The 26,236-nt window shown below is 70.3% G+C and carries 23 protein-coding genes and 5 tRNA genes; 9 read left to right on the forward strand and 19 right to left on the reverse strand.

Annotated elements, in window-relative coordinates; all coding sequences use genetic code 11:
• Positions 1-166: 166 nt before the first annotated feature.
• Both murA and ramA read right to left on the reverse strand, forming a co-directional pair.
• Complete coding sequence (gene murA / locus HMPREF9719_RS07375) at positions 167-1,429, reverse strand: UDP-N-acetylglucosamine 1-carboxyvinyltransferase (protein ID WP_004602020.1); 1,263 nt, start codon at positions 1,427-1,429, stop codon at positions 167-169.
• A 69-nt stretch (positions 1,430-1,498) separates the two neighbouring features.
• Positions 1,499-2,338, reverse strand: a complete 840-nt coding sequence (ramA, locus tag HMPREF9719_RS07380) for an acetate metabolism transcriptional regulator RamA (RefSeq protein WP_004601368.1) — start codon at positions 2,336-2,338, stop codon at positions 1,499-1,501.
• 554 nt (positions 2,339-2,892) lie between these two features.
• Here ramA and cysK point away from each other — a divergent pair.
• Both cysK and epsC read left to right on the forward strand, forming a co-directional pair.
• Complete coding sequence (cysK, locus tag HMPREF9719_RS07385; protein ID WP_004601369.1) at positions 2,893-3,828, forward strand: cysteine synthase A; 936 nt, start codon at positions 2,893-2,895, stop codon at positions 3,826-3,828.
• Positions 3,829-3,955: 127 nt separating this feature from the next.
• Positions 3,956-4,525: a serine O-acetyltransferase EpsC gene (epsC, locus tag HMPREF9719_RS07390; RefSeq protein ID WP_004601370.1), complete on the forward strand. Its 570-nt coding sequence runs from the start codon at positions 3,956-3,958 to the stop codon at positions 4,523-4,525.
• 25 nt (positions 4,526-4,550) lie between these two features.
• Here epsC and HMPREF9719_RS07395 read toward each other — a convergent pair whose 3' ends face one another.
• From HMPREF9719_RS07395 to HMPREF9719_RS07420, 6 genes are all read right to left on the reverse strand, one after another.
• A complete protein-coding gene (locus HMPREF9719_RS07395) occupies positions 4,551-4,871 on the reverse strand; it encodes a GNAT family N-acetyltransferase (protein ID WP_004601371.1) in 321 nt (106 codons plus the stop codon).
• A 113-nt stretch (positions 4,872-4,984) separates the two neighbouring features.
• Positions 4,985-5,057: transfer RNA gene (locus tag HMPREF9719_RS07400), tRNA-Phe, on the reverse strand.
• 21 nt (positions 5,058-5,078) lie between these two features.
• Positions 5,079-5,152 (reverse strand) — tRNA-Asp (locus tag HMPREF9719_RS07405).
• Positions 5,153-5,322: 170 nt separating this feature from the next.
• A tRNA-Asp gene (locus tag HMPREF9719_RS07410) sits at positions 5,323-5,396 on the reverse strand.
• Positions 5,397-5,437: 41 nt separating this feature from the next.
• Positions 5,438-5,510: transfer RNA gene (locus HMPREF9719_RS07415), tRNA-Glu, on the reverse strand.
• A 1,691-nt stretch (positions 5,511-7,201) separates the two neighbouring features.
• Positions 7,202-7,277, reverse strand: a tRNA-Lys gene (locus HMPREF9719_RS07420).
• Between the two features lie 155 nt (positions 7,278-7,432).
• On the opposite strand from HMPREF9719_RS07420, the gene dusB reads away from it, so the two are divergent.
• Positions 7,433-8,581, forward strand: coding sequence for a tRNA dihydrouridine synthase DusB (dusB, locus tag HMPREF9719_RS07425; protein ID WP_174269535.1), 1,149 nt, complete (start codon positions 7,433-7,435; stop codon positions 8,579-8,581).
• Between the two features lie 21 nt (positions 8,582-8,602).
• The gene (locus HMPREF9719_RS07430; protein WP_004601373.1) at positions 8,603-9,283 is read left to right on the forward strand and encodes a phosphate signaling complex PhoU family protein; all 681 of its coding nucleotides are present in this window, start codon (positions 8,603-8,605) and stop codon (positions 9,281-9,283) included.
• A 90-nt stretch (positions 9,284-9,373) separates the two neighbouring features.
• Here the strand turns inward: HMPREF9719_RS07430 and pstB are convergent, their stop codons facing one another.
• The 6 genes from pstB to HMPREF9719_RS07460 all read right to left on the reverse strand — a co-directional run bounded on the left by pstB (position 9,374) and on the right by HMPREF9719_RS07460 (position 15,666).
• Positions 9,374-10,147, reverse strand: a complete 774-nt coding sequence (pstB, locus tag HMPREF9719_RS07435) for a phosphate ABC transporter ATP-binding protein PstB (protein WP_004601374.1) — start codon at positions 10,145-10,147, stop codon at positions 9,374-9,376.
• Positions 10,148-10,173: 26 nt separating this feature from the next.
• Positions 10,174-11,103 carry a phosphate ABC transporter permease PstA gene (pstA, locus tag HMPREF9719_RS07440; RefSeq protein ID WP_004601375.1) on the reverse strand — a complete coding sequence of 310 codons (930 nt, stop codon included), beginning with the start codon at positions 11,101-11,103 and terminating at the stop codon, positions 10,174-10,176.
• A 17-nt stretch (positions 11,104-11,120) separates the two neighbouring features.
• A complete protein-coding gene (gene pstC, locus HMPREF9719_RS07445) occupies positions 11,121-12,131 on the reverse strand; it encodes a phosphate ABC transporter permease subunit PstC (protein WP_004601376.1) in 1,011 nt (336 codons plus the stop codon).
• A gap of 106 nt (positions 12,132-12,237) precedes the next feature.
• Entirely contained in the window at positions 12,238-13,353 is a 1,116-nt protein-coding gene (gene pstS, locus HMPREF9719_RS07450; protein ID WP_174269536.1) for a phosphate ABC transporter substrate-binding protein PstS, read from the reverse strand.
• Positions 13,354-13,633: 280 nt separating this feature from the next.
• Positions 13,634-14,572 (reverse strand): mycothiol synthase, encoded by a 939-nt coding sequence (gene mshD / locus HMPREF9719_RS07455; RefSeq protein WP_004601378.1) that lies wholly within the window; start codon positions 14,570-14,572, stop codon positions 13,634-13,636.
• An 11-nt stretch (positions 14,573-14,583) separates the two neighbouring features.
• Positions 14,584-15,666, reverse strand: a complete 1,083-nt coding sequence (locus HMPREF9719_RS07460; RefSeq protein WP_118788008.1) for a diacylglycerol/lipid kinase family protein — start codon at positions 15,664-15,666, stop codon at positions 14,584-14,586.
• Between the two features lie 86 nt (positions 15,667-15,752).
• Between HMPREF9719_RS07460 and HMPREF9719_RS07465 the strand changes: the two genes are divergently transcribed.
• Complete coding sequence (locus HMPREF9719_RS07465; RefSeq protein WP_004601380.1) at positions 15,753-16,394, forward strand: FABP family protein; 642 nt, start codon at positions 15,753-15,755, stop codon at positions 16,392-16,394.
• Positions 16,395-16,421: 27 nt separating this feature from the next.
• Here the strand turns inward: HMPREF9719_RS07465 and HMPREF9719_RS07470 are convergent, their stop codons facing one another.
• Positions 16,422-17,369, reverse strand: coding sequence for an aminodeoxychorismate lyase (locus HMPREF9719_RS07470; protein WP_004601381.1), 948 nt, complete (start codon positions 17,367-17,369; stop codon positions 16,422-16,424).
• Between the two features lie 32 nt (positions 17,370-17,401).
• Between HMPREF9719_RS07470 and ygfZ the strand changes: the two genes are divergently transcribed.
• Both ygfZ and HMPREF9719_RS07480 read left to right on the forward strand, forming a co-directional pair.
• Positions 17,402-18,529 (forward strand): CAF17-like 4Fe-4S cluster assembly/insertion protein YgfZ, encoded by a 1,128-nt coding sequence (gene ygfZ / locus HMPREF9719_RS07475; RefSeq protein ID WP_004601382.1) that lies wholly within the window; start codon positions 17,402-17,404, stop codon positions 18,527-18,529.
• A 199-nt stretch (positions 18,530-18,728) separates the two neighbouring features.
• Complete coding sequence (locus tag HMPREF9719_RS07480) at positions 18,729-18,917, forward strand: DUF3073 domain-containing protein (RefSeq protein ID WP_004601383.1); 189 nt, start codon at positions 18,729-18,731, stop codon at positions 18,915-18,917.
• Positions 18,918-19,044: 127 nt separating this feature from the next.
• Here HMPREF9719_RS07480 and guaA read toward each other — a convergent pair whose 3' ends face one another.
• From guaA to guaB, 3 genes are all read right to left on the reverse strand, one after another.
• Positions 19,045-20,610, reverse strand: coding sequence for a glutamine-hydrolyzing GMP synthase (gene guaA, locus HMPREF9719_RS07485; RefSeq protein WP_004601384.1), 1,566 nt, complete (start codon positions 20,608-20,610; stop codon positions 19,045-19,047).
• Between the two features lie 66 nt (positions 20,611-20,676).
• Complete coding sequence (locus tag HMPREF9719_RS07490; protein ID WP_004601385.1) at positions 20,677-21,792, reverse strand: GuaB3 family IMP dehydrogenase-related protein; 1,116 nt, start codon at positions 21,790-21,792, stop codon at positions 20,677-20,679.
• Positions 21,793-21,900: 108 nt separating this feature from the next.
• Positions 21,901-23,421, reverse strand: coding sequence for an IMP dehydrogenase (gene guaB, locus HMPREF9719_RS07495; protein WP_004601386.1), 1,521 nt, complete (start codon positions 23,419-23,421; stop codon positions 21,901-21,903).
• Positions 23,422-23,594: 173 nt separating this feature from the next.
• On the opposite strand from guaB, the gene HMPREF9719_RS07500 reads away from it, so the two are divergent.
• Both HMPREF9719_RS07500 and HMPREF9719_RS07505 read left to right on the forward strand, forming a co-directional pair.
• A complete protein-coding gene (locus tag HMPREF9719_RS07500; RefSeq protein WP_004601387.1) occupies positions 23,595-23,966 on the forward strand; it encodes a DUF5319 domain-containing protein in 372 nt (123 codons plus the stop codon).
• Positions 23,967-24,135: 169 nt separating this feature from the next.
• Positions 24,136-24,447 (forward strand): WhiB family transcriptional regulator, encoded by a 312-nt coding sequence (locus HMPREF9719_RS07505; protein WP_004601388.1) that lies wholly within the window; start codon positions 24,136-24,138, stop codon positions 24,445-24,447.
• Between the two features lie 172 nt (positions 24,448-24,619).
• Here HMPREF9719_RS07505 and groL read toward each other — a convergent pair whose 3' ends face one another.
• Positions 24,620-26,230 carry a chaperonin GroEL gene (gene groL, locus HMPREF9719_RS07510; protein WP_004601389.1) on the reverse strand — a complete coding sequence of 537 codons (1,611 nt, stop codon included), beginning with the start codon at positions 26,228-26,230 and terminating at the stop codon, positions 24,620-24,622.
• Positions 26,231-26,236 lie beyond the last annotated feature (6 nt).

The following is a 26,236-nucleotide window of genomic DNA, read 5'->3' on the forward strand; positions in this document are numbered from 1 at the left end:
CTGCGAAATCCGCAACCCTGTCTGGAAGCGGTGCTTCCTTCTGGGTGCTGCCGGCCGGAGTGCATCCGGCCTGCTCGGCGACGGGGCATAACTATACGAACCCCGACCGACAAAAGCAACACAGCTGGTCAGTGAGGGTTTTTCGCTTGCTAGGCCGCCGCTAATGCTACTCGTCGACGCTGATGCGCTCGATCTTCGCGCCGAGCTGCCTGAGGTTCTCCACGAACTTCGGGTAGCCGCGGTCGATGTGGTGCACCTCGTGGACGGTGGTCACCCCGTCGGCGACGAGACCCGCGAGCACCAGTCCGGCTCCGGCCCGAATATCGGAGGCCCACACGTCCGTCGAGGAGAGCCGCTCGATCCCGCGGAGTACGACGTGGTGACCGTCGACGGTGGCGTCGGCGCCGAGGCGCATCATCTCGTCGACGAACCGGAAGCGGGCCTCGAAGACGTTCTCCGTGATGACGGCGGTGCCCTCCGCGATCGCGGAGATCCCGATCGCCATGGGCTGCAGGTCCGTGGGGAAGCCCGGGAACGGCAAGGTCTGGTAGTCCACGGCCTTGGGGCGCCCATCCATCCGCACCCGGAAGCCGTGCTCGTAGGTCTCGACCTGGGCGCCCGCGTTGCGGAGCTTCTCGAGAGCGAGGTGCACGTGCTTGGGGCTCACTCCCCCGACCGTGATGTCGCCGCCGGTCATCGCGGCCGCGTACGCCCACGTCCCGCCGACGATGCGGTCGCCGACGACCTCGTGGTTCGTGGGATAGAGCTTGTCGACCCCGTCGATCGTCAGCGTGGAGCTGCCCACCCCGTCGATGCGCGCACCCATGGAGATGAGCATGTCGCAGAGGTCGACGATCTCCGGCTCGCGGGCGGCGTTGTCGAGGACGGTGCGCCCATCGGCGAGCACGGCGGCGGTGACGATGTTCTCCGTCGCGCCGACGGAGGGGAAGTCGAGGCTGATCTCCGCGCCGGTGAGGCTCGCGGCCTCCGCGACGAGCGCGCCGTGCTCGATGCGGGTCTGCGCGCCGAGCCGCTCGAGACCCGACTGGTGCATGTCGAGGGGGCGGGAGCCGATGGCGTCGCCGCCCGGCAGCGCGACGGTGGCCCGCCCGCAGCGGGCGGTCAGCGGCCCGAGCACGCACACCGAGGCGCGGAACTGCCTCACCGCGTCGAAGTCCGCGTTGCTGGAGGGGCTCTCCGGCGACGTGATCGTCACCGTGGAGCCGTCGACCGTCACCTCGCAGCCGAGCCCCTCAAGGACCCGCTGCATGAGCGGGACGTCGAGGATCTCCGGGCAGTTGGTCAGCGTGGTGGTGCCCTCCGCGAGGAGCGCCGCCGCCATGAGCTTGAGCACGCTGTTCTTCGCGCCGCGGACGCGGACCGAGCCGCTCAGGCGGGCGCCGCCCGTCACCAAAAACCGATCCTTCACGCCCTAGACCCTACCGGTCTTCGCGGGGCCGCGGGCGGGCAGTCGGCGCGGAGCCTCGGTCGATCCCGTTTACGGCAGCATGCCGATGCGACGGGCCGCGTTCACCGCCTCGTAGCGGGTGTGCGCGCCGAGCTTGCGCATCACCGAGCGCAGGTAGCTCTTCACCGTCTCCGAGCCGATGCCCATCTCCTCGGCGGCCTCGACGTTGGTGTGGCCGAGCGCCACGCACGCGAGGACGTCGAGCTCCCTAGCGGAGAGCTTCGTCGCCGGCTGCAGCGCGACCGGCTGGACCATCTGGTCGCAGAGCGACTCGAGGTCGCGGCGCAACTCCTCGTCGTTGACGCGGTTGGTGAGCATGCGCAGCTTCGAGTGCGCAGAGCGGATCTGCTCCCACTGCGCGCCGTTGAGCGCCTGGCCGGCGTTGCGCCGCGGCTCGACGGTGCCCATCCGGCGCAGCGCGTCGTTGACGGCGAAGTCCTGCTCGAGGGAACGCGCGGCCATGGTCACCTCCTCGAGCACCTTGTTGCCCAGGCGGATGGGGCTGTGGACTCCGACGTAGAGGACCCCGCGGACGACGCGCTGGACGATGACGGGCACGGCGACCACCGAGTAGAGGCGCTCCTCCTGGACCGCGTCGTCGTACTCGTGGGTGATCGACGACGCGTTGACGTAGTCGCTCACGCCCAGCGGGCGCCCGGTCGCCGCGACGAGGCCGGCGATGCCGGTGCCGGGCTTGATGACGAGGTTGTGCAGCGCAGCGGTGCGCAGCCCGATCCAGTGGGTGATCTTCACGCGCCGGTCCTGCAGGACCTGGCCGTACATCGTCACCGGGATGGTGGTTGCGGTCTTCACGGACGTCAGGGCCGAACGGATTGCCTCGTCGTAGTCCTTCATTCGCCGGGTTTCCACAGCTCGCGATCTCCTTTTACCGGATGTCGCCCGTGGGGACCGTCGGCCTCGCGCGCCGTTGTTGGCACGCGCACCTGCCGGCGCCGCGGGCGCCGCCCCCGCATCGCGCCGGGGCGAATCTACGGCGAGTATAGGCCCGCCCCGGGGGGTAGCCGTTAGCCGGAACGGGGCCGTTATCCCCGGTGGCCGCGAGTACGGGCCCCTAAAATCGGGGGTATCCCCCGCGGCGGCGCCGCGACGCCCGCCGTGGCGCCGTCTATCGAAGGGATGATTCATATGACGAACATTGTCGGTTAAGGCGCAGCTCAGGCCGGCATTTTTGCATTCGGCCAAAGATGGCGCAGGACACTCCACCGAACAGGAGCGTCTCACTCCATAGACCGACTAGTCCGTATGGCGGTAGCTAAAACGTACTGCACGGTCTAGGCTGTTGGGTGAGGCATCCGACGCGCTCGTCGGAGCGCTTCGGCCCCGGGGCCGGCCGCCGTCGGCGGCGCCCGAGGGCCGGTTGACCTAGCTAGCGAATCACCGCGATGTTTGAAGGAGAAACCGTCATGGCGAAGATCTACGACAACATCACCGAGACGATCGGCAACACCCCGCTCGTCAAGCTGAACAAGCTCACCGAGGGGCTCGAGGCCGAGCTTCTCGTCAAGGTCGAGTCGTTCAACCCCGCCAACAGCGTCAAGGACCGCATCGGTACGGCCATCATCGAGGCCGCCGAGGAGTCCGGGGAGCTCAAGCCGGGCGGCACCATCGTCGAGGCGACCTCGGGCAACACGGGCATCGCGCTGGCGTTCGTGGGCGCCGCCAAGGGCTACCACGTCGTGCTCACGATGCCCGAGACGATGTCGACCGAGCGCCGCGTCGTCGTGCGCGCGCTGGGCGCCGAGATCATCCTCACCCCGGGGCCGAACGGCATGCAGGGCGCCGTGGACAAGGCCAACGAGATCGTTGAGCAGCGCGAGAACGCGATCCTCGCCCGCCAGTTCGCCAACCCCGCGAACCCGAAGATCCACCGCGAGACCACCGCGGAGGAGATCTGGAACGACACCGACGGCAACATCGACATCTTCGTCGCCGGCATCGGCACCGGCGGCACCGTCACCGGCGTGGGCCAGGTGCTCAAGGAGCGCAAGGACGACGTGAAGATCTACGGCGTCGAGCCCGCCGCCTCCCCGCTCCTCACCGAGGGCAAGGCTTCGCCCCACAAGATCCAGGGCCTGGGCGCGAACTTCGTCCCGGAGATCCTCGACCGCACCGTCCTCGACGACGTGTTCACCGTGAGCAACGAGGACGCCGTCGCCTGGTCTCGCAAGCTCGGCGAGCAGGAGGCCATCCTCGCCGGCATCTCCTCCGGCGCGAACGTCAAGGCCGCCGTCGACCTCGCGAAGAAGCCCGAGAACAGGGGCAAGCGCATCGTCACCGTCGTCGCCGACTTCGGCGAGCGCTACATCTCCACCCTCCTCTACGAGGACCTGCGCGACTAGTTTTTAGCGCCGCCTAAAAACCGCCCCGGGCAATTCGCGCCCGGGGCGCTTTTCTCGCGTTTGGCCGGCAGAATCTAAATTCACGTGATGCATGACACACAATAGCCGGCGCTGATAGGCTCTTGTCATGTTCACGATAATCAGCAGAATTAGGGAAGACCTAGCTAATGCGCGGGAGCACGATCCCGCCGCGCGCGGCGACGTGGAGAACGCCGTCGTCTATTCCGGGCTGCACGCCATCTGGTCCTACCGGGTGGCCAACTGGCTGTGGCGCCGCGGCTTCCGAGGCGTGGCGCGCATCCTATCGCAGTTCACCCGCTTCCTCACCGGGATCGAGATCCACCCGGGCGCCACGATCGGGCGGCGGTTCTTTATCGACCACGGCATGGGCGTCGTCATCGGCGAGACCACCGAGATCGGCGACAACGTCATGCTCTACCACGGGGTCACCCTCGGCGGGCAGGTGCTCACGCAGACCAAGCGCCACCCCACCATTCAGGACAACGTCACCGTCGGCGCGGGGGCGAAGATCCTCGGGCCCATTACCATCGGCGCCGGCACGGCGGTCGGCGCCAACGCGGTGGTCACCAAGCCGGTGCCCGCCGACAGCATCGCCACCGGCATCCCGGCGAAGCACCGGCCGCGGAAGTCCCACGAGAAGATGCACCTCGTGGATCCCGACTTCTACGTCATCTAACGCCGCCCGCGCCGCGCATTAGGCCCTAGGAGGCGACGAGCTTCGCGTAGGAGGGGTTCTTCTCGATGAAGCCGGCGACCGCCGAGCACGTGGGGATGATCTTCTCCCCTCGCTCGGCGACGTCGTCGAGGGCGAACTCGATGAGCCGCCCGGCCAGGCCGCGGCCCCGGTACTCGGGGTCGACGACGGTGTGGTTGAAGTCCTTGACCCCGTCGCCGCGCGCCTCGTAGTCGGCGTGGCCGACGACCTTGTCGCCGAGGCGGATGATGTAGGTGCTCTCGTCGGCGCGGTGCTCGACGACCGGCTCACCGGCGGTGTTCTCGTTCGTTGCGGTGTTCTCGCTCATGGCGGCCAGGCTAGCGCCGCGCCGCCCGCCGCGGCGGGGGCCTGAACCGCGACCACGCGCCCTCCGCACGACGAGACCCCCGAAGACCGCGCGGTCCTCGGGGGCCTTTGCCGTGGCCAGAGCCAGGATCGAACTGGCGACCTTCCACTTTTCAGGCGGATGCTCTACCAACTGAGCTATCTGGCCAGAGAGCATATAATCCTCTCGCGACCCTGACGGGACTTGAACCCGCGACCTCCGCCGTGACAGGGCGGCGCGCTAACCAACTGCGCCACAGGGCCATTACGCAACAGCGTTGCGCACGAGTCGGTAGTCTACAATGCCCCGCCCGCTGCGCAAAATCCCTCCTCAGCGCGGGAAAAGCGCCGCCCCGGCAGGCCCCGCGCGGCGAAGTTACCGGATACAAAAACGCCGGGGAAGCCGCTTTTAGCGACTCCCCCGGCTCGACCGGCGACCCTGACGGGACTTGAACCCGCGACCTCCGCCGTGACAGGGCGGCGCGCTAACCAACTGCGCCACAGGGCCATATCTTGTTGTGTCGTCCCCATCTCTTCTCGCTGGGGGCGTACCCCCAACGGGATTCGAACCCGTGCCGCCGCCGTGAAAGGGCGGTGTCCTAGGCCGCTAGACGATGGGGGCCCTGCCGCCTCGCGACGGCCAGGCTGAAACCTTACGCGACCGCGCCCCGGAGTCCAAAACGCGCCTCGACGTGCGCCCGGGCGGCGCGCGCCGCCTCGGCGAACGGCGCGAAACTCGCCTCGCCGCGGCCACGAATAAGGCCCCGGCGCCGGCGGCCGTGCAGCTGCCGGCGGCGGGGCGCGCCGTGGGCCCTGCGGGGATCGAACCCGCGACCTTCGGAGTCTGGGCCGTTATTTTTGGTCCTCGCTGGTTGCTGGTGTGTTTCTACTGGTCATGCATAGTTCTGGCACTGATCTGGCATCGCTGCGGCACCGCTGAGACATCGATGTGGGCATGCGTGGCACTGTCACGTTTGTCAGTTCGTTTGTCACTGTCGCGTCGTGGGTGACTTATCGCCCACGGGGCGAGTCCTGGTCCCTTAAGGGGGCTACGCGCCAACGTCGCGACGTTGGATCCCGCCTCGCGTGTTTGTCTGGATGACGCAGCATCTGTGGCGGATACGGGCCCTCAGCCACCCCTAGCGGGGTGGCGCGGCCCTTCGGGCCGCCCGGGCCCGCACCCGCCACGAATCCAGCACCCCACACCACAGCGGCGTATACGCCACCCCCATAAGACCCCCCGCCTCCGGCGGCGGATGAGCATAAGATAACCTGACGTCAGCCGTGAACTTTGTGCAGCTCAGAACCCGTAACTGGTGACGTCACCAAAGACGCGATTCTCTCGCTAAAATTAACATAAACCTAAGCATTTATCGATATATGTATTTAGTCACATTCACTCTCCGCAGGCCTGCCCCTATAGGAGAAAGTCGAACAACTCTGTGGTTCTGTGCCTAGACGCCAAATCCGGCGCATTAGCGCAGGTCAGAAACCTTAACGGCCGAGCTCAGAGTTGTTAACGACACTGTGTTGTAAATTCCGGCTCATCCATCGTTTGTGCAGGTCAACGGCTTATAAGTCCAATACAGAGTCTGTGTGCAACTCTGTGTGCAACCGGCGCGAAGCCGGCACGTAGGCAGCGACAGGCGACACACCGCAGATTGGTGACTGCAATCACCTTGACGCACGGTCGATACATGGCTCTCGGCGGTTGTCCTCTATGCCCCTGTGTATCCCTCGGTGACCCCGTGGGCACCTGGGCAATGCCGGGCGGCCTCGGCCGCCCCGTTTTGAGGACCGGGGAGAAGGGCTTGCCCCTCGAACCGGGACTCAAAACCAAGCGTCCCAACCCCGACCCCAGCTTGGCTGGGGGTGGGGAGCTAGCCGACACCAGCCGACAGGCTCGGTGGAAGTGCTAGCGGTTGGGGAAGCTTGCCGGTACGTGATTGGGGGCAGCGTGTGGGGCTTGTCCAGGAGGGACGACTGGGCAAGGAGTCAGTGCGAAGGGTGGGGCCAAAAGCGCGAAGAGGGCTTGAGCCTGACCATCGCTCGGGGGTTTCCCAGCGCGCAGTCCCCGATTACAGGGCCTCAAGTGCGGTAACCCTCGGCTGGTACGTCGTGCCTCCGGATCCGGCCCGTCCAGTTGCCTTCTGTGGGGCGTACTGGCTCTCGTGGGCCTCGTTGCTGGTGGCCGGGTGCCGGGTGTGTTGGCTCCCGTAGGGTCGGTTGGTTGGTTGTCGTTTGTCACTTCGTTTGCCACTGAGAGTTGTCCCGCTACCAGCAGTTTGTATCGCTGCTGGTGGCGGGGTTTTTTGGTGGGCCCTGCGGGGATCGAACCCGCGACCTTCGGATTAAAAGTCCGCAGCTCTACCAGCTGAGCTAAAGGCCCCTGTCTCGCGGCGCGCCGAGCGCGCCACGCGGGCTCATCCTAGCGCGTCGCCGCGCGGCGGCCGCAACGCCTCTCCGGGCCCTGGGCCGGTTATCGCCTGATCGCGGCCCGGTTTCGGTTTGTCCGCCTTGCTTCCCGGGAGCACAATGGCGTCGATGACCTTGCAGATCGGTTCCCACACGCTGTCCTCGCCGGTGGTTCTCGCGCCCATGGCCGGGGTGACGAACATGCCGTTTCGCGTGCTGTGCCGCGAGATCGAGCGCCGCCTCACCGGCACGGTCTCGGGGCTGTATATCTGCGAGATGATCACCGCCCGCGCGCTCGTCGCGGGCAACGAGAAGACGCTCCACATGACGGCGTTCGCGCCCGAGGAGAACCCGCGCAGCCTGCAGCTCTACGCCGCGGACCCGGCGTTCGCCTACGAGGCTGCGCGCCGCGTCGTCGACGAGGACCGCGCCGACCACATCGACCTCAACTTCGGCTGCCCGGTGCCCAAGGTGACGAGGAAGGGCGGGGGTGCGGCGCTGCCCTACAAGCGGCGCCTCTACGGGAACCTCGTCGGGGCGGTCGTTCGCGCCACGGAGGGCACCGACATTCCGGTGACGGTGAAGTTCCGCATCGGCATCGACGACGAGCACGAGACGTTCCTCGACGCGGGCCGCATCGCCGTCGAGGAGGGCGCCAAGGCAGTGACGCTCCACGGGCGCACGGCCGCGCAGCGCTACTCGGGGGTCGCGGACTGGTCGGCGATCCGCCGGCTCAAGGAGGAGCTCTCCGGCACGGGCGTGCCGGTTTTGGGCAACGGCGACATCTTCGCCGCGGATGACGCCGCCCGCATGATGGCGGCGACCGGCTGCGACGGGGTGGTCGTGGGCCGCGGCTGCCTGGGCCGCCCCTGGCTCTTCGCGCAGCTGGGTGCGCAGCTGCGGGGCGAGCCGATCCCGCCCGAGCCGACACTCGGCGAGGTGTGCTCGATCATCGTCCGCCACGCGGAGCTGCTCGCCGCGCACGAGGGCGAGGACCACGCGGCGAAAGACATCCGCAAGCACGTGGGCTGGTACATGCGCGGCTTCCCCGTCGGCGGGGAGGTGCGCCGCCAGCTCTCGACGATCGACTCGCTCAAGGCGCTTAAGGAGGTGCTGGCGCCGTGGCGCGACAGCGACGCCCGCGCCGAGCGCCCCGACGACCCGCGCGGCAGGCAGGGCTCCGCGAAGAGGGTCGCGCTGCCCGAGGGCTGGCTCGACGACCCGGAGGACGAGACCGTCCCCGTCGGCGCGGACGCCGACGGGGGCAGCGGAGGCTAGCCCCGGCGTATAGTGAGCCCCATGCGAACGCTCTTTCGCGACAATTTGGATTCCTTCGCGCGCGGCCTCATCGAGCTCTGCGACCTCGTGCGCGACCTGCTCGACCGCGCGTCCGTGGCGCTCATCGAGTCGCACCTCGGGGACGCGGAGGAGGCGCTCACCATCGACGGCCGGCTCCGCGGCCTGGTGGAGCGCTCCGAGGCGCAGGCCATCGAGCTGCTCGTGCTCGAGGGGCCGGTGGCCCGCGATCTTCGGCAGGTGATCTCGTCCATCTACATCGTCGAGGACCTCAACCGCATGGCGACCCTGGCGGTGCACATCGCCACGACGGCGCGCAGCCGCCACCCGCGCGCGGTGCTGCCCGAGGAGTTCCGCGACGACTTCGTCTCCCTGGCGGCGACGAGCAAGGACATGGTCGACACGGTGCGGCGCCTGCTGGCGGAGCCGGACCCGGACACGGCCGCGGAGCTCGACCGGGAGGACGACGCGGCCGACGAGACGCACGACTCGGTCATGGCGCGCCTCGCCGAGGCCGAGGGTGTCACACCGCAGGAGGTCATCGACGTCACGCTTATTGGCCGCTACTACGAGCGCTTCGCGGACCACTGCGTCAACGTCGCCTCGCGGATCATCTACCTCACCACCGGGGAGCGCAGCGAGGACTACCTACGCGACACGGAGGACGAGGAATCCGAGGACTAGGCCCCACAGGCCCTCCCTACACGACGACGAGGCGCCCGGCCCCACCAGGAGTGGGTTCCGGGCGCCTCCGCGCGTGTGAGGGGTCCGGGCCTAGCCGAAGCGGCCGGCGATGTAGTCCTCGGTCTCCTTGCGGTTGGGGTTCTCGAAGATCTGCCGGGTCGGGCCGACCTCGACGAGGCGGCCGGGCTTGCCGGTGGCCTCGAGGGAGAAGAACGCCGTCTGGTCCGACACGCGCGCGGCCTGCTGCATGTTGTGCGTGACGATGACGATCGTGAAGCGCTCCTTGAGCTCGTGGATGAGGTCCTCGACCGCGAGCGTGGAGATCGGGTCGAGCGCCGAGCAGGGCTCGTCCATGAGGAGCACCTCGGGCTCGACGGCGGTGGCGCGCGCGATGCACAGGCGCTGCTGCTGCCCGCCGGAGAGCCCGCCGCCGGGCCGGTCGAGGCGGTCCTTGACCTCGTCCCAGAGGTTCGCGCCGCGCAGCGCGCGCTCGGCGGCCTCGTCGAGCTTCTTCTTGTTCTTCTCGCCCGCGAGCTTAAGCCCCGCGACGACGTTGTCGCGGATCGACATCGTCGGGAACGGGTTGGCCTTCTGGAAGACCATGCCCACGCTGGAGCGCACGGCGACCGGGTCGACCTTGGGGGCGTAGATGTTGTGCCCGTCTAAGAGGATCTCCCCGGAGACCGACGCGCCCGGGGTGATCTCGTGGATCCGGTTGAGGGTGCGCAGCACCGTCGACTTCCCGCAGCCGGAGGGGCCGATGAACGCCGTCACCGAGCGGGCCGGCACGTTGAGGTTGACGTCCTGCACGGCGTGGAAGTCGCCGTAGTAGATGTTGACGTCCTTGAGGCTGAGCTTGTCCATGTTCCTGCTACTCCCCTGGGTGTTGGCTATTTCTTCGGCGAGAACCGGGCGGAGATGATCCGGGCCGCCACGTTGAGGATGACGATGATGAGCACGAGGGTCAGCGCCGCGCCCCACAGCTTCTCGAGGGTGGGCTCCGCGGTGCCGGCCTTGTACATGTCGAGCATCATGAGCGGCAGCGAGGACTGCGACCCGTTGAGCGGGTCCCAGTTGATGGACTGCGTGGAGCCCACGAGGATGAGCACCGGCGCGGACTCGCCCATGACGCGGGCGATGGCGAGCATGATGCCGGTGACGATGCCGGAGATGCACGTCGGCAAAACGATCTTGAGGATCGTCTTCCACTTCGGCACGCCGAGCGCGTAGGACGCCTCGCGGAGGTCCTGCGGCACGATGCGCAGCATCTCCTCGGTGTTGCGCACGATGACCGGCACCATGAGCAGCACGAGCGCGAGCGCGACGGCCATGCCCGAGCGGTTGAAGCCGAAGAGCACGATCCACAGCGAGTAAATGAACAGCGCCGCGACGATCGAGGGCACGCCGGTGAGGATGTCGACCATGAAGGTCGTGGCCTTGCCGAGCTTGCTGTCCTTCGAGGCGTACTCGACGAGGTAGATCGCGGTGAGCACCCCGATCGGGATGGAGATCGCCGAGCAGATGAGCGTCTGCACGAGCGTGCCGACGATCGCGTGGAGCGCGCCGCCGCCGGCCTCCTGGTAGAGGACGCCGCGCTGCGACTTCGTCCACCAGTCGGCGTCGACGATCGCGGGGAACCCGCGGGTAATGACGGTGTAGAGCACCCAGACCAGCGGTATGAGCGCGAGCCCCATCGCGATGTAGACGACGACGGTGGCGACGACGTTCTTCGTGCGCCGGCCGGTGGACAGGCCGCCCGTGGTGAGCGCCTCGCCGGTGTCCTCGGCGGGGGCGGGTGCGGTCTCTGCGGTGTGAGACATCGGGTCGTCCTCCCTTTTTACTTCTTCGCCACGAGGGCTCGGGCGATCGAGTTGACCGCGAACGTGAGGATGAAGAGCACCAGGCCGGCGGCGATGTACGCGCCGGCGGAGATGTCGTTGTTGAACTCGGGCGCGGCGTTCGCGATCGCCGTCGCGAAGGTCGTGCCGCCGTCGAGCAGCGAGAACCGGAACTCCGAGGACGGGGAGACGACCATGTAGAGCGCCATCGTCTCGCCGAGCGCGCGGCCAAGGCCGAGCATCGAGCCGGAGATGTAGCCGGAGAGCCCGAAGGGCAGCACCGTCATGCGCACGACCTCCCAGCGGGTCGCGCCGAGCGCGAGCGCCGCCTCGATCTGGGCGGGCGGGGTCTGGACGAACACCTCGCGGGCGGTGGCGGCGATGATCGGGAGGATCATCACGGCCAACACGATGCCGCCGGTGAAGATGTTGCGGCCCGTCGCGAACGACGGCGAGTTGTCGTAGGTGGCGAAGAGGAAGAACCAGCCGAGGTGCTCCTCGAGCCACGCGTAGAAGTTCGACAGCGCGGGGCCGAGCACCTGCCAGCCCCACAGGCCGTAGACGATCGAAGGCACCGCGGCGAGGATGTCGACCAGGTAGCCGAGCGGGCGCACCGCGCGCTTCGGGGCGTAGTTCGACAGGAAGATCGCCACGCCCAGCGCGACCGGCATGGCGATGACGAGCGCCACGATCGAGATGAGCACCGTCACCCCGAGGAGGTTGGGGATGCCGAACTGCATCTCGTCGAGGTTCGAGGTCTGCCACTGGCCGGTGAAGGTGAGGAAGCCCCACAGGCCGTCCTCGTTGCGGGCGAGCGCCGGGACGGCCCGCCAGAGGAGGAACAGGCCGATCGCCGCGACGAGCACGACGATGAGCGCGCCCGCGCCGGTCGACAGCGTCGACGAGATGACGTCGCCGGGGCGGCGCTTGGCCGTGCCGGACGGGTTGGTGGGAGTGTCCTCCGGCGCCGGCGAGGTCGTCACCGTTGCGGTGGGCTCGCTGTTAGCCATGACGCGTGCTCCTTATTGAAGTTGTTGTCACAAGGCGTTCACGCCCGACTGCCCGCCGCGGGTCGAGCCTGCGGCGGGCAGGGGCGGAGGAATGAGGGCCCGGAGGCTACTGGATCTCCGAGATGGCGGTGGCGAGCCGGTCGTAGTGCGCGGAGCCGGTCTCGACGGGGATGAACCCGGCGGAAAGGTAGGCGTCCTCCTGCTGGGTCTCGAGGGAGGTCTCGAGGAACTCCTTGAGCAGGTCGGCGGTGCCCTCCGGGTCGTCGGCGTTGGTGTAGTCCGAGCAGACGATCTCGTAGGTGGTGAGGACGAGCGGGTAGGCGCCCTCCTCGTTCATGGCGAAGAGCGCCTCGGAGTCGACGACCATGTCGTTGCCCTCGCCGGCGAACTCGACGTTGTCGAGCGCGGTGTTCACGGTCTCGGAGGACAGCTCGGTCGCCCCGGAGCCGAAGTCGATGTTGGCGATGCCGAGGTCGTTGTCGGTGGCGAAGCCGGCCTCGACGTAGGTGATCGCGCCCGGGGTCTGGGCGACCTCGGTGGCGACGCCGGCGGAGCCGTTCGCGCCGGAGCCGACCTCGGTCGGGAACGCCTTGCCGGAGCCCTCCCACTGCTCGGGGGCGGTGGCAGAGAGGAACTTCTGGAAGTTGTCGGAGGTGCCCGACTCGTCCGAGCGGTAGACCACCTGGATGCCCTCGTCGGGCAGCTCGACGCCCTCGTTCTCGGCGGCGATGGCCTCGTCGTTCCAGTTGGTGATGTCGCCGTTGAAGATGCGCGCGACGGTCTCGGTGGAGAGGTTGAGCTCGTCGACCCCGTCGAGGTTGAAGGCGATCGCGACCGGGCCGATGACGAACGGCAGGTGCCACGCGTCGGCGCCGCCGCAGCGGTCCTGCGCGTCGGCGGCCTCCTCCTCGTCGAGCGGGGAGTCGGAGCCCGCGAAGTTGACCTGGCCGCCGATGAAGTTGCTCACGCCCGAGCCCGAGCCCGAGGCGGTGTAGGAGACGTCGGCGTTGGAGTTCGCCTCGCCGTAGCGCTGGATGAACAGGTCGATGGCGTTCTGCTGGGAGGAGGCGCCCTCGCCGACGAGGTTGCCGCTGGCGCCGGAGTCCTGGTCCTGGCCGTCGGCGGCGTTGTCCTCCGCGCCCTCCTCACAGGCGGTCAGGGCGGTGGCGCTGGCCAGCACGATGGTCGCGATCCCGGCGTAGCGCTTCATAGACATAGTCAAGGGTGTTCCTTTCGGAAAAGCAGCGAAACACAGTCTCCCCGCCGCGTCGGGCGGGTGCGCCCCCGGCGTGGGGGCGCGGTAGTGGTGCGCGGCGCCACTTCGCCTGCCGCACTGCCCAGGAAGATAAGGAGGCCACTAGACTTATCCGCGAATGTTGCGTGAATGGCGAGTTACGGCACGGCAGATTTTCGACAACACCCCAGGTAGGGCGGGCATTTTCCGCCTTACAGGTGACTTAGATTACTTTGCGTGGCAACGGGTTTCCGGCTGTCAGCCCCGCTTAAGCGCCCCGGTAGACGACGTGGCGCTCGGCGACCTCGAAGCCGGCGTGCTCGTAGGAGCGCACCGCGGCCTCGTTGTCGTTCTCGACGTAGAGGATCACCGACTCGGCTCCCCGCTCACCCAGGCGCCGCAGCCCGGCGCGCAGCAGCCCGCCGGAGAGCCCCCGCCCGCGGTGCGCGGCGGCGAGCCCGATGACGTAGACCTCCCCGATCTGAGCCTCCGGCCCGCCGCCGGGCCGGGGCTCGGAGCCGTGCCACTTGAGCCAGTGGAAGCCCGCGAGCTCGTCGCCCTCGTAGAGGAAGAGCACGTCCTTGTCGCTGAACCACTCGGGCTCCATCGCCCGCTCGAGGTCGGCTTGAGACCAGCCGCCCTGCTCGGGGTGCCAGGAGAACGCGTCGTTGTTCGCCGCGAGCCAGTCGGACAGCACCTGCTCGCGCCCGAAGCGGCCCGCCGCCTCGGGCAGGTTGAGCACCTCGTAGCCGTCGGGCAGCCCGGGCTCCGTCCCCAGCTGATCGTTAAGGGCCGCCCCGGCGAGCTCCATGACGAGGAGCTCGCGCACTGGTTTAAACCCGTTGGCCTCGGCGAGCTGGCGGGCCTCGGGCAGCGCGCCGTGCGCCCAGAAGCCCACGGGCGCGCCGGCGAGCTCCCCCACTCGCTCGATGAGCGCCTGGCCCACGCCGCGGCCGCGGGCGCCGGGGGCGACGGCGAGCTCCGCCTCGGGCCCCTCGCCCGGCGCGAGCGCGGCCAACCCCACGAGCTCGCCGCCCTCGCGGGCGAGGACGTGGCGGTGCCCGGCGCGGGGGTCGCTCAGGCCGCGCTCGAACGCTTCGGAGAGCGCGGCGACGCCGTCGGCGTCGCGCACGGTCTCTAAGAGCCCGCGCGCGGCGGCGGCGAGCTCGTCGGGGGCGTCGTAGAGGTTCTCCTCGGCAAGCTTCATGCCCGCCCAGCCTAGCCGGCGTCGCGGGGCCCGCGCCGGGCCATGCGCAGCGCGGCGCGGCCACGGCGCAGGGTGGTGCGCCACGCCCTATCGAGCGGCGGGTCGGTCTCGTCGTCGGCGCTGCGGCGCGGCACGACGACCTCGAGGGCGCGCGGCACGGAGCACAGCCGCATCTCGCGGCGGGTGCCGACGAGCTCCCCGTCGACCTGGAAGGGCAGCTCCTTTACCGAGGAGAGGCGCACGGCCTCGGCGTCGTCGACGGTGAGCACCGCGCCCTCGAGGAGCCGGCGGGCGGCGCTGTCGTGGCCGAGCCCGCCGAGGTAGAGCAGGCCGCGGATCCCCCGCTGGCCGCGGGTCTCGGGGATGGCGAAGAGCCCGATGCCGCGGTCGAAGGAGTTCTTCGGGTTGGTGACGACCGGAAGCGGCCCGAGGTAGGTCCACGGGTTGGTGTTGGAGGCGAACACGACGGGCAGCCCGCGGGCGCGCCAGGGCCTGCCGCCGGCGCGGCGGGCGTCGACGTCGACGCTGGGCGGGCGGCGGCGCGCGGCGAGCCAGGCCTGCGCGGCGACGGCGAGGTAGCGCAGCGGGGTGGCGCTGCGCCCGCGGGAGCGGGCGCGCTCCATGCGGGCGATGACGTCGGCATCGACGCCGCAGCCGGCGTTGACGACGAACCAGCCCTCGTCCCAGCGCCCGAGGCTTACGGTTCGGAAGCTGCCCGCCGCGAGCCCCTCGGCGAGCTCCCGGGCGGCGCTCGCGGGGTCGGGCGCGAAGCCCAGCGCGCGGGAGAAGACGTTCGCCGAGCCGGCGGGCACGACGGCGAGCGCGGGGTAGTCGGCGGCGTTAGCGGCCGCGGGGTCGGCGGGCAGGAGCCCGTTGACGACCTCGTTGACGGTGCCGTCCCCGCCGAGCACGAGCACGACGTCGGCGTCGTCGCGCGTCAGGCCGTCAACGATGCGGCTCGCGTGGCCGGGGTAGTGGGTAAAAACGCTGCGCAGCCGGATATCGGGCACGGCCCTGATGGCGTAGAGCACCCGCCTGACGGTCGCGGGGCTCTGGCCGCTCGACTGCGGGTTGGAGATCATCAAGACGCGCACGCTTAGAGAGCCTAACCGGTTCCGCGCGACCGCCCGGCGCGCCTGCTGCCCGGCGGGTGGGGCCTGCGCCGCTACGCTTGGTGGCCATGAGCGATGAGCAGCAGCCCACCCCGGGCCCGTTGAGCGGCAACGAGGCCGTCAACCGCGCGGCCCGGGAGTGGCAGAAGTCAGCGAAGCAGAACATCCCGGCGTTCGGGGACCTGCCGGTGCCCGACGACACGGCGAACCTGCGCGAGGGCCCGAACCTCCACGACGGGCTGCTCGCGCTGTTGCCCCTGGTGGGCGTGTGGCGCGGCACGGGCCAGGCCGATACCCCGGAGGACGGGGAGTATTCCTTCGGCCAGCAGCTCGTCGTCGCCCACGACGGGGAGAACTACTTAAGCTTCCAGTCGCGCACGTGGCACCTCGACGACGAGGGCAACGCCACGAGGCTCGGGGAGCGCGAGTCGGGCTTCTGGCGGATCGGCACGGACGACGAGATCGAGGTGGTGCTCACCCACTCGACGGGCGTCTCCGAGATCATGTACGGCACCCCGCTCAACGAGCGCTCGTGGCAGCTGTCCTCGGCCTCGACGATGGTCACCGAGCGCGGCCCGAAGAACCTCGGGCCCGGCAAGCGGCTCTACGGGCTCATGCCGAACAACCACCTCGGCTGGGTCGACGAGCGGCTCGTCGGCGAGGAGCTCCACCCGCGCATGTCCGCGGAGCTCCAGCGCGTCATCGGCTAGTTCCCCGCCGGCCGCGCGGCGGGCCTTTTAGGACTCGACGCCGAGGCCCGCCTCGAAGAGGCGGCGGATCTCGCCCGCGCCCTTAGGCTCGGGCAGCTCGCGCCCGTCGAGGTTCGTGACCCTAACCGCGAGCCGCACGGAGCTCAACAGCCACACCCCGTCCGCGGCGAGCAGGTCGTCGACGGTCATCTCCTTGTCCACGCACTCCCAGCCGCGCTCCTCGGCGTGCTCGAAGACCGCGGCCTTCGTCGTGCCCGGCAGGATGTCGCCCGCCGCGGCCGGGGTGGCGAGCGTGCCCGGCCCGCCGCCCTCGCCCAGCGTCACGGTGACGAGCGTCGACGTCGCGCCCTCCAGCACCCGCGCCGGGTCGGCGCCCTTGTCGACGAAGATGACGTCGTCGAAGCCGTCGCGCTTCGCGGCGCGCACCGCCGACTGCGTCGCCGCGTAGTCGAGCGACTTCGCCCCGAGGCTCAGCCAATGCGGCCGCGGCTCCGCATCCGAGGCCGGCTCGTCGATCGTGTAGCCGCGCGACGTCGTCATCGCGCGCACCCCGCCGTCGCGCTGGGCGTAGATGTTCTCCCCCACCGGCTGGATCGTCAGCCACGCCGAGGGCCGACCCGTGGCCGCGCGGCCGCGGGAGTAGAGCCACTTCACCCGCCCGTCGGCGTCCCCGCGCTCCGCGCGCCACAGGTCCACCGCCTCGCGGGTCGCGGCCCGCCAGTGCTCGAGGTTCGGCTCCGGCAGCGCGAGCAGCGCCGCGGAACGCCGGAAGCGGCGCTCGTGGCGCTCGACGTTGCGCGGCTTCCCGCGGTGCAGAAGGATCGTCTCGAAGATCCCGTCGCCGCGCTCCACGGCGGAGTCGTCGAAGTAGAGCAGCGGGCGCGCCGGGTCGCGCCTGGCGCGCTCGCCCGTCTCCGGGTCGATGGTGAGGATGATCGGCTGGGCGCCCGCGGCGCCCTCGTGAGTGGAGGCCATGCCCCCACGCTACGCGCGCTAGGATCGGCACCATGGCTTCTAGCGAGGGCAGCGAGAACAACCTCTCCTACCGCTCCCCGCTGCTCGGCCGGGACGGCGCGAGCCCGCTCACAACCGACGCGGAGCTCGCCCCCGACGCCGAGGGCGTGGCCTGGCACTACGGCGACCCGCTCGTCGAGCAGCGCGCCGTCGACGGGCCCGGCATGGTCGTCGACCGCTCCCACCGGGTCGTTGTGCGCGTCACCGGGGAGGAGGACGCGGTCTTCCTCAACAACCTCCTCTCCCAGAAGCTCGACGGCGCGAAGGAGGGCTTCAGCGCCGGGGTCCTCGACCTCGACGTGCGCGGCCGCGTGCTCCACCAGGCCGACCTCACCCGCACCCCGTCTGGCTTCCTCCTCGACCTGCCCGCCGCCGACGCCGCGAGCCTCGAGGACTACCTCAAGGCCATGGTGTTCTGGTCCAAGGTCGACATCGACCGCGCCGACCTGGCCATCGTCACCGTGCTCGGCGGGAAGCACACCCCCGCCTCCCTCGGGGAGGCGCTCGCCGGGCTCCACCCCGAGTTCATCCGACGGCCCGCCGGCTGGCTCGGCGCGCCGCGCATCGACGTCGCCGTTCCCAGCGCCGAGCTCGAGGCCGCGATCGAGGCCCTCGAGCGCGCCGGGCTCTCCTTGGGCGGGCTCATGGCCTACACCGCCGAGCGCGTCCGCGCCCTTGCCCCCGAGCGCCACGTCGACCTCGACGAGAAGGCCATCCCCCACGAGGTCGCCCACTGGATCGGCCGCGGCGACGTCGCGAGCTTCGTGCACCTCGACAAGGGCTGCTACCGCGGCCAGGAGACCGTCTCCCGCGTCGAGAACCTCGGCCGCGCACCAAGGCTGCTCGTGCTGCTCAACCTCGACGGCTCCGCGCCCAGCCTGCCCACGCCGGGCGCGGACCTCACCGTCGCGGGGCGGCGCGCCGGGCGGCTGGGCACCGTCGTCCACGACCACGAGCTCGGCCCCATCGCCCTCGGGCTGGTCAAGCGCAGCGCCCTCGACTCCGGCCAGCAGCTCGCCGCGGGCGACGTGGCCGCCGCCGTCGACCCCAACTCCCTGCCCACCGAGACCGAGGAGGGCGCCGGCCGCGCGGCGATCGAGCGGCTCCGCGGCCGGCGCTAGCCCCACGCCTGGCGGCGACGCGGCCGCGCCGGGGTGCCGTGGCCGGCGCGGTTCGCGCCCGCCCGCGGGCTGGTTAAGCACGGGCGGCTGCATATCACTAAGGTGTATGGCACCATCATCTAAGACATGTACAGCCGATGGGGCGCCCGCGCCGCGCTCGCGCCGCGCCGCGCCCCGACACTCCAAGGGGGTCAAGGCCATGGGTCGCGGTCGCGCCAAAGCTAAGCAGACCAAAGTTGCACGTCGTCTCAAGTACAACTCTCCGGAGATGGACCTCGAGTCGCTGCAGCGGGAACTGGCCGCCAAGAACGCCGGCGACGACTCCGAGGACGCCGACGGCGGCCGGGACGACGCCCCCGCCGACCGCGGGGACACCGACGACGACTAGCCGCCGCCCGCCGCCGCGGCGATGAGCCCGGCGGCGATATTTTTTTGGGCGGGCCCCCACCCGGCGCTTACGGCCGGGGCGGGGGCCCGCCCTTCTTCTCGCGCCGCCCGCGGGCTCCCCGCGGGCGCTACTCCCACTCGATGGTTCCCGGCGGCTTCGACGTCACGTCGAGCACGACGCGGTTGACCTCGGGGACCTGGTTGGTAATCCGGGTGGAGATCCGCTCGAGCGCGTCGTAGGGCACCCGCACCCAGTCGGCGGTCATCGCGTCCTCCGAGGCGACGGGCCGCAGCACCACCGGGTGGCCGTAAGTGCGCCCGTCGCCCTGCACGCCCACGGAGCGCACGTCCGCGAGCAGCACCACCGGGCACTGCCAAATCTCGCCGTCGAGGCCCGCGCGGGTGAGCTCCTCGCGGGCGATAGCGTCCGCGGCGCGCAGCGTCTCGAGCCGGGACGCGGTGACCTCGCCGATGATGCGGATGCCCAGGCCTGGGCCGGGGAACGGCTGGCGGTTGACGATCTCCTCGGGCAGGCCGAGCTCGCGGCCCACGGCGCGCACCTCATCCTTGAAAAGCAGCCACAGCGGCTCGACGAGGTCGAACTCCACGTCGTCGGGCAGCCCGCCGACGTTGTGGTGGCTCTTGATCGTCGCGGTGCCCGAGCCGCCGCCGGACTCGACGACGTCCGGGTAGAGCGTGCCCTGCACAAGGTAGCCGACGTCCTCGCCCTCGAGCACGTTGGCGACCGCGCGCTCGAACGAGCGGATGAACTCCGCGCCGATGGCCTTGCGCTTCGCCTCCGGGTCGGTGAGGCCCGCAAGCTTCGAGAGGAACGCGTCCTTCTCGTCGACGGTGACGAGCCTCGCGCCCGTCGCGTTGACGAAGTCGTGCTCGACCTGGGTGCGCTCCCCCTGGCGCAGCAGCCCGTGGTCGACGAACACGCACGTGAGGCGGTCGCCGATGGCGCGCTGCACGAGCGCGGCGGCGACCGCGGAGTCCACGCCGCCCGACAGGCCGCAGATCGCGCGGCCGTCGCCGACCTGGCGGCGCACGTCGTCGATGAGCTGCTCAGCGATGTGAGAGGGCGTCCACGTCTGCTCCAGCCCCGCGATCGAGGTGAGGAACCGCTCGAGCACCGTCTGCCCGTTCGGCGAGTGGCGCACCTCGGGGTGGTACTGCACCCCCGCAAACCGGCGGGACTCGTCCTCGAAGGCGGCGACCGGCGCGCCCGGGCTCGAGGCCGTCACGGTGAAGCCCCGAGGCGCCTCGGTGACCGAGTCGCCGTGGCTCATCCACACCTCGTGGGTCTCAGGCAGCCCGCCGTGGAGCACGCCCGCGCCGCAGGTGAGCTGCGTGCGGCCGAACTCGCGCTCCCCGGTCGCGGCGACCGTGCCGCCGAGCGCGTTGGCCATGACCTGGAAGCCGTAGCAGATGCCGAGCACCGGCAGGCCCAACTCGAAGATCTCCTCGTCGAGCCGCGGCGCGTCCTCGACGTTCACCGAGGACGGCCCGCCCGACAGGATGAGGGCCGCGGGGTTCTTCTCGCGGACCTCCGCGGCGGTGATCGTGTGGGGCACCACCTCGGAGTAGATGCGGGCCTCGCGCACGCGGCGCGCGATGAGCTGTGCGTACTGGGCGCCGAAGTCGACGACCAAAACCGGTTGCGGAAGCGTGTGTCGCTGCGTCACAGTCATGCACCCTACCGCACCGGCCGGGCCCCGTCGCCCGGCGGGCTCCGCCGGGCCGGGCCGCAGGCGTTGCTAGAGGGCGACGGTGAGCCCGACGCGCTGGAAGGACTTTAAGTCCGTGTAGCCGCACTTCGCCATCGCGCGGCGCAGCCCGCCCACGAGATTCGTCGTGCCGTCCGGCTCGCTCGCGGGGCCGTAGAGGATCTCCTCGAGCGCGGGGCGCTCCCCGGCCTCGGCGACGCGCTCGACGCGGCCGCGCGGGAAGCTCGGGTGGGCGGCGACCGACGGCCAGTAGAACCCGCCGCCGGCGGCCTCCCGGGCGCGGGCGAGCGGCCGGTCGACGACGACGGCGTCCGCGCCGCAGGCGATCGCCTTGGCGATGTCGCCCGAGGTGGCGATCTCCCCGTCGGCGAGCAGGTGCACGTACCGCCCACCCGTCTCGTCGAGGTAGTCGCGCCGGGCGGCCTGCGCGTCGGCGATGGCGGTGGCCATCGCCGAGCCGATGCCCAGCGCCTCGGCGTTGGTGTTCGTGCCGCTGCCGACGATGACGCCCACCGCGCCGGTGCGCATGAGGTGCAGCGCGGTCGTGTAGTCGCTCACCCCGCCCGCGACGACCGGCACGTCGAGCCCGCCGATGAAGTCCTTGAGGTTGAGCGGGTCACCGGCGTGGTTGACGTGCTCGGCGGAGATGATCGTGCCCTGGATGACGAGCAGCTCCACCCCGGCGGCCACGAGCCCCGGCGCGAGCTCCCGGGCCCGCTGCGGGGAGACCCTCGCTGCGACCGTCGCGCCGGACTCGCGGACCTCGCCGATGCGCTCGGCGAGGAGCCCCTCGTCGATGGGCGCGGCGTGGAGGCGCTGCAGCTGCCGGTTCGAGGAGCCGGCGTCGGGCTGGTCGAGCACGGCGCGGACCGCGGCCCCGACGTCGCGGTGGCGGCCCCACAGCCCCTCGGCGTTGATGATCGCCAGGCCGCCGAGCCGGGCGTACTCCTTGACGAACTCCGGCCCGGCGAGCGCGTCGGTGGGGTGGGCGACGACCGGCACGTCGAAGCGGTAGGCGTCGATGTGCCAGGAGGTGTCCACCTCTTTCGACGAGCGGGTGCGGCGGGCCGGCTGGAGCGAGACGTCCGCCAGCCGGTAGGTGCGGCGCGCCTCGCGGCCGACGCCGATCTCCACGGTGTCGCGCATGAGCTTTCTTCTGCCCTCTCTTGGTTTCGCGATGGTTCGGCGCCCGGGCCGTGGACCGGCCGCGGGCGCCTTTTGAGGTCCCCGCCCGGCGGGCGGGGACGGCCCCTCTTAGTGGTAGTTCGGCGCCTCGACGGTCTGCTGGATGTCGTGCGGGTGCGACTCGCGCAGCCCCGCGCCGGTGATGCGCACGAACTGCGCCTTCTTGAGCTCCTCGATGGTCTGGGCGCCGCAGTAGCCCATCGCGGCGCGCAGCCCGCCGACGAGCTGGTGGGCGATCGCGTCGATCGGCCCGCGGAACGGGACGCGGCCCTCGATGCCCTCGGGCACGAGCTTGTCCTCGCTCTTGACGTCGGCCTGGAAGTAGCGGTCCTTGGAGTAGGAGCGCTTCTCCCCCGACAGGCCGCGGCCCTGCATCGCGCCCATCGAGCCCATGCCGCGGTAGCGCTTGTACTGCTTGCCGCCCACGACGACGATGTCGCCGGGCGCCTCGGCGGTACCGGCGAGCATGGAGCCGAGCATGACGGAGTCGGCGCCCGCGGCGAGCGCCTTGGCGATGTCGCCGGAGAACTGCATCCCGCCGTCCGCGATGACCGGCACGCCGGCCTTCTTCGCGGGCACGGAGGCCTCGAGGATCGCGGAGATCTGCGGGGCGCCCACGCCGGCGACGACGCGGGTCGTGCAGATCGAGCCGGGCCCGATGCCGACCTTGATGCCGTCGGCGCCGGCGTCGATCATCGCCTGCGCGGCCTTGCGGGTCGCGAGGTTGCCGCCGACGACGTCGACGCGGTCGCCGAAGTCGCGCTTGACGGTGCTCACCATCTCGAGCACGCGGTTGTTGTGGGCGTGCGCGGAGTCGACGACGAGCACGTCGACGCCCGCGTCGACGAGCGCGCCGGCGCGCTGGTAGGACTCCTCGCCGGTGCCAATCCCCGCGGCCACGAGCAGGCGGCCCGCGTCGTCCTTCGACGCGTTGGGGTACTGCTCGGTCTTGACGAAGTCCTTCACGGTGATGAGCCCGGTGAGCTTGCCGTCGTCGTCGACGATGGGCAGCTTCTCGACCTTGTGGCGCGACAGCAGCTCGAGCGCCTCGGACTTCGCGACGCCCTCCTTCGCCATGACGAGCGGGGTGGGCGTCATGACCTCCTGGACCTTGCGGTCGCTGTTGGGCTCGAAGCGCATGTCGCGGTTCGTGCAGATGCCCACGAGCCGGCCGCCCTCGTCGACGACCGGCAGCCCGGAGACCCGGTAGCGGGCGCAGAGGTCGTCGACCTCGGCGATGGTCATCTCCGGGGTGCACACCACCGGGTTGGTGATCATCCCCGACTCGGAGCGCTTGACGGTCTCGACCTGCTCGGCCTGCTCCGCGGCGGAGAGGTTGCGGTGCAACACGCCGATGCCGCCCTCGCGGGCCATGGCGATCGCCATGCGCGCCTCGGTGACGGTGTCCATCGCCGCGGACGCGACCGGGATGCCGAGGCTGATGTTGCGGCTAAACCGCGTGGAGACGTTCGCCTCGCTGGGGATCACGTTCGACTCGGCGGGCAGCAGCAGCACGTCGTCGAAGGTCAGCCCGTCGAGGACGACCTTGCTCGGATCGTCGCCCCCGGTGCTCACATGGTTCGTGGTCATGGTTGAATCCGTACTCCTTGACTATTCGCCTCGCGGGATCCCTGCGCTTCGTTGGGGGTGCGCCGCGGCCGACCACGGCGCCCGCCTCGACCCACACTGTAGTGCTCCGAGCGGGCGTTTCTGATAATTGGGGGAATTGCCGGCCCGGCCAACTACAACCTAGGATTGACCGCGTGTTCTTTGACTCGCAGATGCCCGAAGACCCCTTCGCGAACGACCCCCGAGACCCGGCGGCGTTCCTCATGGAGGACGAGGAGTTCGAGCCGCTGTCCGACGAGGAACGCGCCGGCGTGCAGCGCGACCTGACCATCGCCTTAGAGTGCGAGCGGATGCTCGCCCCGAAGGGCGTGCACGGCATCTTCTTCTACTGCGAGGAGTGCGCCGAGAACCACTACTTCTCGTGGACGATCCTCATCTCGAACATGAGGGCCACGCTCGCCGACAACCCGAGCCCCATCCACGAGCCGGGCGCGGACATCAACCCCGCGAACTACGTGCCGTGGGAGTACGCCGTCGGCTACGTCGACGGCGCCGCGGGGCGCTAGCGGTAGCTTCCAGGTTTCCCGCGCGTTGCCGGGGCGTTGCCCGCCCGCCGCGCGGGGTTACGGGGCCGACTCTTTCGCGACAGATTCGGTTTACAAGCTCCGCCCATACTGTCCTCCCGGGTGCCACGACGAGGGAAACCAGGCGCCCGAAAGGGGGACAGAGAAAGCCATGCTCCAGCATTCACTAGTCGATCTCCTGCCCGGGCCGAACGCGGACTTGTGGGAGTGGCAGCTAGACGGCGCCTGCCGCGGGGAGGACGCCGAGCTGTTCTACCACCCGGACGGGGAGCGCGGCCGCGCGCGGCTGCGCCGCGAGCAGCGCGCCAAGGAGATCTGTCGGGCCTGCCCGGTCATCGAGCCGTGCCGCCGCCACGCCCTCGAGTGCGCCGAGCCCTACGGCATCTGGGGCGGCCTCACCGAGAACGAGCGGCGCATGATCTTGAAGCGCCGCACGTACCGGCCGGCGCACCGGCGCCCCTAGGGAGAGCCAGCTAGCTACCCGCGCCCGTCGACCAGGGCGCGGGCACGGCAAACGCCGCGGCCCCGGGAGGTGATTCCCTCCCGGGGCCGCGGCGCGTCGTTGTCTCAAAGCCCTCCGCCCCGGCGCCACGCCGCCCGAGGGCGGCGGGGCGAGGGAGCGGGGCTAGCCGAGGCTAGTGCTCGTGGCCGTGGCCGGCCTCGGCGCTTTCCTCGGGCTTGTCGACGACGGAGGCCTCGGTGGTGAGTACCATGCGCGCCACCGAGCCGGCGTTGACGACCGCGGAGTGGGTGACCTTCACCGGGTCGAGGATGCCCTCGTCGATGAGGTTGCCGTACTCGAGGGTCTCGGCGTTGAAGCCCTCCCCGTTGGGCAGGTCGATGGTGCGGCTGACGACGACCGCGCCGTCGAGGCCCGCGTTGTGGGCGATCCAGTAGGCCGGGCGGCGCAGGGCGCGCGCCAGCGCGAGCACGCCGGTGCGGGCCTCGCCGGAGAACTCGTCGGCGTAGTTCTCGACCTCGCGGGAGATCTGCACGAGCGCGGAGCCGCCGCCGGCGATGATGCCCTCCTGCACCGCGGCGCGCGCGGCGTTGATGGCGTCCTCGACGCGGAGCTTGCGCTCGTTGGCCTCGGTCTCGGTCGCGGCGCCGACGCGGATGACGGCCACGCCGCCGGAGAGCTTCGCGAGCCGCTCCTCGGCCTTCTCCTTGTCCCAGCTGGAGTCGGTGGTCTCGATCTCGCGGCGGATCTGCTCGCGGCGGGTCTCGAGGGCCTCCTCGGTGCCGCCGCCGTCGACGATGACGGTCTCCTCCTTCGTGGCGGTGATGCGCCGCGCGGAGCCGAGCACCTCCTCGCCGGCCTCGGCGAGGTTGACGCCGACCTCGGGGTCGACGACCGTCGCGCCCGTGACGACCGCGAGGTCGTCCATGAAGGCCTTGCGGCGGTCCCCGAAGTAGGGCGACTTCACCGCGACGGCCTTTAAGGTCTTGCGGATCGAGTTGACGACGAGCGCCTGGAGCGCCTCGCCCTCGATGTCCTCCGCGACGATGAAGACCGGCTTGCCCGACTGGGCGATCTTCTCGAGCAGGGGGAGGAAGTCCGGCAGCGAGGAGATCTTGTTGCGCACGAGCAGGACGCTCGCGTCCTCGAGGACCGCCTGCTGGGCCTCGGTGTCGGTGATGAAGTACGGCGAGAGGTAGCCCTTGTTGAAGGACACACCCTCGGTGACCTCGAGGCTCGAGTCGATGGACTGCGACTCCTCGACGGTGACGACGCCGTCCTTGCCGACCTTGTCCATCGCGCCGGCGACCATCTCGCCGACCTCGGGGTCGCGGGAGGAGACGGTGCCGACCTGGGCGATCTCCGCGTTGGAGGAGACGTCCTTGGCGCGCGCCTTGAGCTCCTCGACGACCTTGTCGACGCCCGCGGCGATGCCGCGGTTGAGCTCGACGGGGTTCGCGCCCGCCGCGAGGTTGCGCAGCCCCTCGGCGATGAGCGCCTGGGCGAGCAGCGTCGCGGTGGTGGTGCCGTCGCCGGCGGTGTCGTTGGTCTTCACGGCCACGGACTTCACCAGCTGCGCGCCGAGGTCCTCGAAGTGGTCCTCGAGCTCGATGTCGCGGGCGATGGTCACGCCGTCGTTGGTGACCGTCGGGCCGCCGTAGGACTTGTCGAGCACGACGTTGCGGCCGCGCGGCCCGAGGGTGACGCGCACCGCGTCGGCCAGCGCGTCGACGCCGCGCAGGATGCCCTCGCGGGCCTCCTGGTCGAAGGCAATCTGCTTAGCCATAAAAGC

Source organism: Corynebacterium otitidis ATCC 51513 (assembly GCF_000296405.1).
Taxonomy (GTDB): Bacteria; Actinomycetota; Actinomycetes; order Mycobacteriales; family Mycobacteriaceae; genus Corynebacterium; species Corynebacterium otitidis.

Coding starts and splice junctions, on each gene's coding strand:
- dusB (WP_174269535.1), top strand. CDS start 7,433: ATGACCTTGCAGATCGGTTCCCACACGCTGTCCTCGCCGGTGGTTCTC.
- HMPREF9719_RS07395 (WP_004601371.1), bottom strand. CDS start 4,871: ATGAGCGAGAACACCGCAACGAACGAGAACACCGCCGGTGAGCCGGTC.
- cysK (WP_004601369.1), top strand. CDS start 2,893: ATGGCGAAGATCTACGACAACATCACCGAGACGATCGGCAACACCCCG.
- epsC (WP_004601370.1), top strand. CDS start 3,956: ATGTTCACGATAATCAGCAGAATTAGGGAAGACCTAGCTAATGCGCGG.
- groL (WP_004601389.1), bottom strand. CDS start 26,230: ATGGCTAAGCAGATTGCCTTCGACCAGGAGGCCCGCGAGGGCATCCTG.
- HMPREF9719_RS07505 (WP_004601388.1), top strand. CDS start 24,136: ATGCTCCAGCATTCACTAGTCGATCTCCTGCCCGGGCCGAACGCGGAC.
- pstA (WP_004601375.1), bottom strand. CDS start 11,103: ATGTCTCACACCGCAGAGACCGCACCCGCCCCCGCCGAGGACACCGGC.
- ygfZ (WP_004601382.1), top strand. CDS start 17,402: ATGGCTTCTAGCGAGGGCAGCGAGAACAACCTCTCCTACCGCTCCCCG.
- HMPREF9719_RS07430 (WP_004601373.1), top strand. CDS start 8,603: ATGCGAACGCTCTTTCGCGACAATTTGGATTCCTTCGCGCGCGGCCTC.
- HMPREF9719_RS07465 (WP_004601380.1), top strand. CDS start 15,753: ATGAGCGATGAGCAGCAGCCCACCCCGGGCCCGTTGAGCGGCAACGAG.
- HMPREF9719_RS07480 (WP_004601383.1), top strand. CDS start 18,729: ATGGGTCGCGGTCGCGCCAAAGCTAAGCAGACCAAAGTTGCACGTCGT.
- HMPREF9719_RS07470 (WP_004601381.1), bottom strand. CDS start 17,369: ATGGCCTCCACTCACGAGGGCGCCGCGGGCGCCCAGCCGATCATCCTC.
- pstC (WP_004601376.1), bottom strand. CDS start 12,131: ATGGCTAACAGCGAGCCCACCGCAACGGTGACGACCTCGCCGGCGCCG.
- guaA (WP_004601384.1), bottom strand. CDS start 20,610: ATGACTGTGACGCAGCGACACACGCTTCCGCAACCGGTTTTGGTCGTC.
- pstB (WP_004601374.1), bottom strand. CDS start 10,147: ATGGACAAGCTCAGCCTCAAGGACGTCAACATCTACTACGGCGACTTC.
- HMPREF9719_RS07490 (WP_004601385.1), bottom strand. CDS start 21,792: ATGCGCGACACCGTGGAGATCGGCGTCGGCCGCGAGGCGCGCCGCACC.
- guaB (WP_004601386.1), bottom strand. CDS start 23,421: ATGACCACGAACCATGTGAGCACCGGGGGCGACGATCCGAGCAAGGTC.
- mshD (WP_004601378.1), bottom strand. CDS start 14,572: ATGAAGCTTGCCGAGGAGAACCTCTACGACGCCCCCGACGAGCTCGCC.